Origin of the sequence: Nocardia sp. NPDC005366 (assembly GCF_040606855.1) — a bacterium.
GTDB lineage: Bacteria > Actinomycetota > Actinomycetes > Mycobacteriales > Mycobacteriaceae > Nocardia.
On sequence record NZ_JBEXFQ010000041.1, the window covers coordinates 39684 to 45791 of the forward strand.

At 64.8% G+C, this 6108-nt stretch carries 7 protein-coding genes; all 7 read left to right on the forward strand.

The window, feature by feature from the left end; all coding sequences use genetic code 11:
- Nucleotides 1-23: 23 nt before the first annotated feature.
- Nucleotides 24-560 carry an NUDIX domain-containing protein gene (locus ABZS43_RS31985; protein ID WP_355039720.1) on the forward strand — a complete coding sequence of 179 codons (537 nt, stop codon included), beginning with the start codon at nt 24-26 and terminating at the stop codon, nt 558-560.
- Nucleotides 561-675: 115 nt separating this feature from the next.
- Nucleotides 676-1929, forward strand: coding sequence for an alkane 1-monooxygenase (locus ABZS43_RS31990; RefSeq protein WP_355039721.1), 1254 nt, complete (start codon nt 676-678; stop codon nt 1927-1929).
- Nucleotides 1930-1931: 2 nt separating this feature from the next.
- A complete protein-coding gene (locus ABZS43_RS31995) occupies nt 1932-2105 on the forward strand; it encodes a rubredoxin (protein WP_355039722.1) in 174 nt (57 codons plus the stop codon).
- On the forward strand, nt 2102-2326 hold the full coding sequence (locus ABZS43_RS32000; RefSeq protein ID WP_355039723.1) for a rubredoxin: 225 nt from the start codon (nt 2102-2104) through the stop codon (nt 2324-2326). Before ABZS43_RS31995 ends, ABZS43_RS32000 begins: the two co-directional genes overlap by 4 nt.
- Before the next feature lie 40 nt (nt 2327-2366).
- Nucleotides 2367-2987, forward strand: a complete 621-nt coding sequence (locus ABZS43_RS32005) for a TetR family transcriptional regulator (RefSeq protein WP_355039727.1) — start codon at nt 2367-2369, stop codon at nt 2985-2987.
- A gap of 295 nt (nt 2988-3282) precedes the next feature.
- Complete coding sequence (locus ABZS43_RS32010; protein ID WP_355039728.1) at nt 3283-4338, forward strand: alkane 1-monooxygenase; 1056 nt, start codon at nt 3283-3285, stop codon at nt 4336-4338.
- Between the two features lie 153 nt (nt 4339-4491).
- Nucleotides 4492-5973, forward strand: a complete 1482-nt coding sequence (gene ahcY / locus ABZS43_RS32015; protein ID WP_355039724.1) for an adenosylhomocysteinase — start codon at nt 4492-4494, stop codon at nt 5971-5973.
- The last annotated feature ends 135 nt before the right edge of the window (nt 5974-6108 follow it).

A 6108-nucleotide genomic window follows, 5' to 3' on the forward strand; every position in this document is an offset into this window, starting at 1 on the left:
GCGCTTTTCGATGGACACGCCCGGTGAGCGCGCGATCACTGCATGCCTCGGCGACGGCGCTGCTCGAGTCATGGCGTCCGATCGCGGGGGCCGAGCAGTCGCTGCGCGAGGCGATGCTCGCCTTCCTGGGCTCGGCGCCGCGCGGCTGTCTTCGTGAGCATGCTCCCGGGCATATCACCGCCTCGGCGGTCGTCTTCTCCCATGACGGCAGCGAGGTGCTGCTGACCCTGCATCCGCGCGTCGGCCGCTGGATCCAACTCGGCGGCCACTGCGAGGAAAAGGACGAGACGGTCGCCGACGCGGCGCTGCGCGAGGCGACCGAGGAGTCCGGCATCGATGACCTCTATCTGGAGCCGGAACTGTACGGAGCCCAGGCGCACCCGATCACCTGCTCGCTGGGGGTGCCGACGAGACATCTCGATCTGCTGTTCCGGATCACCGCCCCGGCAGGCGCCGTTCCGGTGCGCAGTGCCGAGTCGACCGACCTGCGGTGGTGGCCGGTCGACGCGCTACCGGAGAACGCGGACGTGCTGTTGATGCCACTCGCGCGTCGGTCATGAGATTTTACAAATGATCCAATTTGTATAGACATCCGACAGTGCGACATCTATTGTAAATCTCAGTTGTAGTGCGCGTCACACTTCGGCGCGCGGCACGATAGGGATGGAGACAACGATGTCGACGGGTATCGACGCGTCCGGGCGTCCGGTGGAGGCGCAGGCGTGGCGTGATCGCAAGCGGTATATGTGGCTGTGGGGGCTGTTCGCGCCGACCGGGCTGTTCACGATCGGCCTCCCGCTGATCTGGGCGCTCAATGAACTCGGCTGGCACCGCTTGGCGCAGGTGCCGTTCTGGCTCGGCCCGATTCTGATCTACGTGCTGATCCCGTTGGCCGACATCTGGTTCGGTCCCGACGGCGACAATCCGCCCGACGAGGTGATGGAGTACCTGGAGCACGACAAGTACTACCGCTACCTCACCTACCTGTACCTGCCGTTCCAGTACGCGGGTCTGGTGATGGCCTGCTACCTCATCACCGCCGATAACGTGAGCTGGCTCGGCATCGACGGCGGGCTGCACCTGGTCGACAAGATCGGGCTGGCCATCACGATCGGCATGATCGGCGGCATCGGGATCAACACCGCGCACGAATTGGGCCACAAGAAGGTGGATCTGGAGCGCTGGCTGTCGCGGATCGCGCTGGCCCAATCCTTCTACGGTCATTTCTACATCGAGCACAATCGCGGCCACCATGTCCGGGTGGCGACGCCGGAGGATCCGGCCAGTTCGCGGATCGGTGAGAGTTTCTGGGCCTTCTGGCCGCGCACCGTATGGGGCAGTCTGACCTCGTCGCTGCGGTTGGAGAAGACGCGCCTCGAGCGCCTGGGCAAGAAGCCGTGGAGCCTGCACAACGAAGTGCTCAGCGCCTGGCTGATGTCGGTGGTGTTGTACGCGGCGCTGGTCGCGATCTTCGGTATCGAGCTACTTCCGTACCTGATCCTGCAAGCGGTGGTCGGATTCAGTCTGCTGGAGGCCGTCAACTACCTCGAGCACTACGGGTTGGTGCGTCAGCACACCGCTTCCGGCCGATACGAGCGGCCCGCGCCGGTGCATAGCTGGAACAGTGATCACATCGTCACCAATATCTTCCTGTACCACCTGCAACGGCACAGTGACCACCATGCCTACCCGACGCGGCGCTACCAGACGCTGCGCAGCTGGGACGGCGCGCCCAATCTGCCCAGCGGGTACGCCAGCATGATCCTGCTCGCCTATTTCCCGCCGCTGTGGCGCCGGGTGATGGACAAGCGAGTGCTCGCGCATTACGACGGCGATATCACCCGGGCCAATATCCATCCGGCCAAGCGGGACAAGGTGATCGCCGAATACGGCGCGGGCGCCGCGCACGGCGGTACGGTGGAGGCGTAGATATGAGTGCTTTCCGTTGCCCCGTCTGCGATTACGTCTATGACGAGTCGAAAGGCGAGCCGCACGAGGGATTTCCGGCGGGTACGGCGTGGACGGCGGTGCCCGATGACTGGTGCTGCCCCGATTGCGGCGTACGCGAGAAGATCGATTTCGAACCGGTGGGAGTGAACAGATGAGTACAGCAAGCGATTCGGCGACCGCCGAGCAGGCCGTTCAGTCCGATTACCGGCTGTACCAATGTGTGCAGTGCGGTTTCGAATACGACGAGGCGCAGGGCTGGCCCGAGGACGGAATCGCCCCAGGCACCCGCTGGGACGATATTCCCGACGATTGGACCTGTCCTGATTGCGGTGCGGCCAAGGCCGATTTCTACATGGTCGAGATCGAACGGTCGTGAGATTTTGACTGCGGCGGATGCCCGTGACAATGTCGCGGGTATGCCGCGTACCGGATCGAGGGTTCCCTATCAGGAAGCTGCGCGGGTGCTGCTGCGCACATCCGTCCTCGACGGTATGCGCGAACTACTCACCGAGCGGGACTGGGCCAAGATCACCCTGGGCGATGTCGCGGCCAGGGCCGGTGTGAGCAGGCAGACTCTCTACAACGAGTTCGGTTCGCGGGCGGGTCTGGCCCAGGCCTACGCGCTACGACTGGCCGATGATCTCGTCGATCACGTCCACACCGCGATCAACGGCAATGTCGGTGACGCGCGCGCCGCGTTCCGGGAGGGCCTTTCCGGCTTCTTCCTCGACGCGGCCACCGATCCGCTCGTGCAGTCGCTGTTGGCGGGTGAGGTGAAACTGGATCTGCTTCGCCTCATCACCCTCGACGCGAGTCCACTGATCGAGCACGCGACCGATCGTCTGGCGGCGGCCTTCCAGGGCAGCTGGGTGGATGCCACCCGCGCGGAATCGGAGATATTGGCGCACGCGCTGACGCGGATCGCGCTGAGTTACATTCCGACTCCGCCGGGAGCGGGCCGTAATGCCCCTGCCGAACTGAGCGAGTTGCTGGCGCCCTACGTGGAGGCGATACTGGCCGCGAGGGACCGGCCGTAGCAGCGGGTCGGACCGGAACTCGGCGGTAGCCGTCGGTGCGCAGTGCGTCGGCGCACTTGTGAAGCTGACCAAGAACCGACTAGCAGGCTTGTAACTGCCGCCACGTTTCGGCGGCTAGGCGATGTGTATCAGTCCGAAACACTGTATGTATTGTCCTGCAACGAAGTGGAAGTACGGACTTAGCGGGGCAAACGTGCAATCGGCTGGCAAACCGAAGGGATCGCTCGATTCCAAACGTCACCTGTGGGTGCTCGGTCTGCTTGCCCCGGCATGCGCGCTGCTGCCGTCGCAGTTGGTGCTGCGGACGGGATCGGAGATCTTCTGGTGGATCGGGCCGATCCTGATCCTGATCGTGATTCCGGTGCTGGACTGGGTGGTCGGTGACGACGGAACCAATCCGCGCGACGAGGATTACGAGCGTCTGTCGAACGACCGGTACTACCGGTGGTGTACCTACCTGTTCCTACCCATCCAGCTGATCGGCCTGGTGATCGCGAGTGCGATGTGGGCGGGCGACGAGTTGAGCCCGCTGGACAAACTCGGCCTCGCGGCGACCCTCGGTTTCGTCAGCGGGATCGGCATCAACGCCGCGCACGAACTGGGGCACCGGGTCGAACCCCTGGAGCGCTGGCTGGCGAAACTCGCGCTGGCGCAATCCGGATACGGGCATTTCTTCGTCGAGCACAATCGGGGCCACCACGTCCGGGTGGCGACTCCGCAGGATCCGGCCAGCGCCAGGTTGGGCGAATCGCTGTGGGAATTCCTGCCGCGCAGCGTCGGCGGCGGATTCCGCTCGGCCATCAGCCTGGAGCGTGAGCGGCTGGCCCGCCGGAATCGGGGCTGGTGGAGCCCGCACAATCACATCCTGCAGGCGTGGTCGATGTCGCTGGTGCTGTTCGGCACGCTGATCGGCGTCTTCGGTATCGCGACGCTGCCCTGGCTGGCATTGCAGGCCGTGATCGGGGCGGCGTTGCTGGAGACGGTGAACTACGTCGAACATTACGGCCTGCTGCGGGAGCGCCGTCCGAATGGCCTCTACCGGCGCTGCTCGGCCAGGGACAGCTGGAACAGCGACCGCCTCGTCACCAATATCTTCCTGTTCCACCTGCAGCGCCACAGCGACCATCACGCCAATCCGGGTCGGCGCTATCAGACCCTGCGCAGTTCGGCGCAGGCGCCGCAACTGCCCGCCGGGTACGCAAGCATGATCGTTCTCGCGGCGTTCCCGCCGCTGTGGCGGGCCGTGATGGACAAGCGGGTTCTCGCCCACTACGAGGGCGATCTCAGCAAGGCGAATATCCTGCCCCGTAAGCGGGGGAGAATGCTGGCCTCCCGCCGGGCGACGGCCTGATCGGCGACGCGTTGTCTCGCGGTGACGACTAGGGTCGCCTCGCTGAAAGAACCCATCCGGCATCGGATGACCGTCGCGCTGTGCCACGCCGCGGACCGACGGACTAGCCTTGCTGATCGAACCGACATTCACCCGAGAGGCTGATCCAGGCGCATGACAACCTCAGAACTTCCCGCACGCACGTCCCTGACCGCCGATGTCCGCAACGGCGTCGATTACAAGGTGGCGGATCTCTCGCTGGCCGAATTCGGCCGCAAGGAGATCCGGCTGGCCGAGCACGAGATGCCCGGGTTGATGGCGCTGCGCCGCGAGTACGCGGAGGTGCTGCCGCTGAAGGGCGCTCGCATTTCGGGTTCGCTGCACATGACCGTGCAGACCGCGGTGCTGATCGAGACCCTCGTCGCGCTCGGCGCGCAGGTGCGCTGGGCTTCGTGCAACATCTTCTCCACCCAGGACCATGCCGCCGCCGCGGTCGTGATCGGTCCGCACGGCACCATCGACGAGCCCAAGGGCACCCCCGTCTTCGCCTGGAAGGGCGAAACGCTCGAGGAGTACTGGTGGGCCGCCGAGCAGATGCTCACCTGGCCCGGTGAACCGGCCAATATGATCCTCGACGACGGCGGCGACGCCACCATGCTGGTGCTGCGGGGCGCGCAGTTCGAGAAGGCGGGCGTCGTTCCGCCCGAGGACGACGATCACTCCGCCGAATACAAGGTCTTCCTGAACCTGCTGCGCGAGCGCTTCGAGACCGATCGCGGCAAGTGGAGCGCGATCGCGGAATCGGTGAAGGGCGTCACCGAGGAGACCACGACCGGCGTGCTGCGGCTGTACCAGTTCGCCGCGGCGGGTGAGCTGGTGTTCCCGGCCATCAATGTCAACGACTCGGTCACCAAGTCGAAATTCGACAACAAGTACGGCACGAGGCACTCGCTGATCGACGGCATCAACCGCGGCACCGATGTGCTCATCGGCGGCAAGAAGGTATTGATCTGCGGTTACGGCGACGTCGGCAAGGGCTGCGCGGAATCGCTTGCCGGACAGGGCGCCCGGGTCCAGGTCACCGAGATCGACCCGATCAACGCGCTGCAGGCGCTGATGGACGGCTACGACGTCGTCACCGTGGAGAAGGCGATCGCGAACGCCGATATCGTCATCACCTCTACCGGCAACAAGGACATCATCACCCTCGATCACATGAAGGCGATGAAGGAGCAGGCCATCCTCGGCAACATCGGTCACTTCGACAACGAGATCGATATGGCGGCGCTCGAGCGTTCCGGCGCGACGCGGCTCAATATCAAGCCGCAGGTCGACCAGTGGACCTTCGAGTCGGGCAAATCCATCATCGTGCTGTCGGAGGGGCGTCTGCTGAACCTCGGCAACGCGACCGGCCACCCGTCCTTCGTCATGTCGAACAGCTTCTCCAACCAGGTCATCGCGCAGATCGAGCTGTGGACCAAGCCCGAGCAGTACGACAACGAGGTCTACCGCCTGCCGAAGGCGCTGGACGAGAAGGTCGCTCGGATCCACGTCGAAGCGCTCGGCGGTGAGCTGACCAGGCTGACCAAGGATCAGGCCGAGTACATCAACGTCGATGTCGAGGGGCCGTACAAGCCGGAGCACTACCGGTACTGAGGTCCGCCCGCGGACTGTCTTTCCGGAAGTGGCCGCGTCCCGTCGGGTCGGACTGAACCGGGGGCCCCCGGCCCCCCCCCCCCCGCGCGCCCCACAAAGCGATTGCACACCGCACAAAACCATTGACAATTTTAT

Excerpts from the sequence above, each read along its gene's own strand:
- ABZS43_RS32005 (WP_355039727.1), top strand. The coding sequence starts at position 2,367 with ATGCCGCGTACCGGATCGAGGGTTCCCTATCAGGAAGCTGCGCGGGTG.
- ABZS43_RS31995 (WP_355039722.1), top strand. The coding sequence starts at position 1,932 with ATGAGTGCTTTCCGTTGCCCCGTCTGCGATTACGTCTATGACGAGTCG.
- ABZS43_RS31990 (WP_355039721.1), top strand. The coding sequence starts at position 676 with ATGTCGACGGGTATCGACGCGTCCGGGCGTCCGGTGGAGGCGCAGGCG.
- ahcY (WP_355039724.1), top strand. The coding sequence starts at position 4,492 with ATGACAACCTCAGAACTTCCCGCACGCACGTCCCTGACCGCCGATGTC.
- ABZS43_RS32000 (WP_355039723.1), top strand. The coding sequence starts at position 2,102 with ATGAGTACAGCAAGCGATTCGGCGACCGCCGAGCAGGCCGTTCAGTCC.